Genomic DNA, 1503 nt, shown 5'->3' with positions numbered 1-1503 from the left:
GAGGGTGTTCACTTCCTTGTGTAAGAGATGATCTTGTTGGGTGCTGGTCGGGCCCCGGCTGACACCAGGAATGTGACGCACAGTGAGTGACTTGATGAACGAGTTCATGCAGAGCGTGGAGTCCCGTGACGACCGTGAGGAGGCGGGGCGGCGCCTCGCGTCGGTGATGTCGCCGGCGACGATCGACAAGCTGCTGGCGGACGCGGAGGCGGCCGGGGTCGGTATCGACGGGGCGGGCGGTCTGCTGCAGCAGATGATGAAGGCGGTGCTGGAGCGGGCCCTGCAGGCCGAGATGGCCGACCACCTGGGCTACGAGACCGGGGACCCGGCGGGGCGTGGGTCGGGCAACTCCCGCAACGGCTCCTACCCCAAGACGCTGAGCACCTCGACGGGTCCGGTGACCGTGCGGGTGCCGCGGGATCGGGAGGCGGACTTCGATCCGGTGATCGTGCCCAAGGGCAAGCGGCGTCTGTCCCAGGTCGACGACATGATCCTGTCCCTGTACTCCCGCGGCATGACCACCCGCGACATCTCCTCCCACCTGCGCGAGGTCTACGGCACCGAGGCGTCCCCGGCCCTGATCTCCAAGGTCACCGATGTGGTGTCCGACGAGATAACCACCTGGCAGAACCGGCCAGTTGACGAGGTCTACCCGATCCTCTACATCGACGCGCTGAACGTGAAGGTCCGCGACGGCGGCATGGTCATCAACAAGGCCGCGCACCTGGTCATCGGGGTCGACGCGGACGGCATCAAGAATGTGCTGGGGATCTGGCTGCAGGAGAACGAGGGCGCCAAGTTCTGGCTGAACGTGCTGACCCAGCTGAAGAACCGGGGCCTGAAGGACGCCCTGATCGTGTGCTGCGACGGGCTGAACGGGCTGCCCGAGGCCATCAACACGGTCTGGGAGAAGGCGATGGTCCAGACCTGTGTGACGCACCTGATCCGCGCGTCGATGAAATACGTGACCTACACCGACCGCAAGAAGGTCGCCGCCGCCCTCAAGCCGATCTACACCGCCAACAACGAGTCCGAAGCCCTGCATGCCCTGGACGAGCTCCGGTCGAACTACGGCAACAACTACCCCTCCCTGGTGGCTAGCTGGGAGCGTGCCTGGGAGGAGTTCATCCCCTTCCTCGCCTTCGACCGGGAGATCAGGCGCGTGATTTACACCACGAACGCGATCGAATCCTTGAACTCCCAGCTACGGAAGATCAGCAAGAACCGGGGGCACTTCCCCAACGACGACGCCGCCGTCAAGCTCCTCTACCTCGGCATCCGCCGCATCGAGGGCCGCCACATCGACGGCGACGGCCCCATCCCCAAGGGCCGCACCCGCGGCACCGGCACCCTCGGCTGGAAACGCGCCATGAACCACTTCATGCTCGCCTTCCCCGGCCGACTGCCCCTCTGACCCCTGCAAGATCACCGAAAGTAACCACCGCCGGTGGCCCGACCAGCAAGGCTCCATACCTCGACATACACAAAGGAATTGACAACCTC

Annotated in this window: 1 protein-coding gene; it reads left to right on the top strand. The window is 65.0% G+C overall.

Features of this window, described 5'->3' with window-relative positions; all coding sequences use genetic code 11:
- Window positions 1-166 precede the first annotated feature (166 nt).
- Window positions 167-1414 carry an IS256 family transposase gene (locus ABZV38_RS40415; RefSeq protein WP_356333957.1) on the top strand — a complete coding sequence of 416 codons (1248 nt, stop codon included), beginning with the start codon at window positions 167-169 and terminating at the stop codon, window positions 1412-1414.
- Window positions 1415-1503 lie beyond the last annotated feature (89 nt).

The organism is Streptomyces sp. NPDC005181 (genome assembly GCF_040608395.1).
In the GTDB taxonomy this organism is placed as follows: domain Bacteria; phylum Actinomycetota; class Actinomycetes; order Streptomycetales; family Streptomycetaceae; genus Streptomyces.
The sequence above is the reverse complement of the archived record's forward strand: the minus strand, read 5'-3'. Positions and strand labels throughout refer to the sequence as shown.

What these genes read in the sequence shown, in the direction of transcription:
- ABZV38_RS40415 (WP_356333957.1), top strand. Translation starts at nt 167, where the DNA reads ATGTCGCCGGCGACGATCGACAAGCTGCTGGCGGACGCGGAGGCGGCC.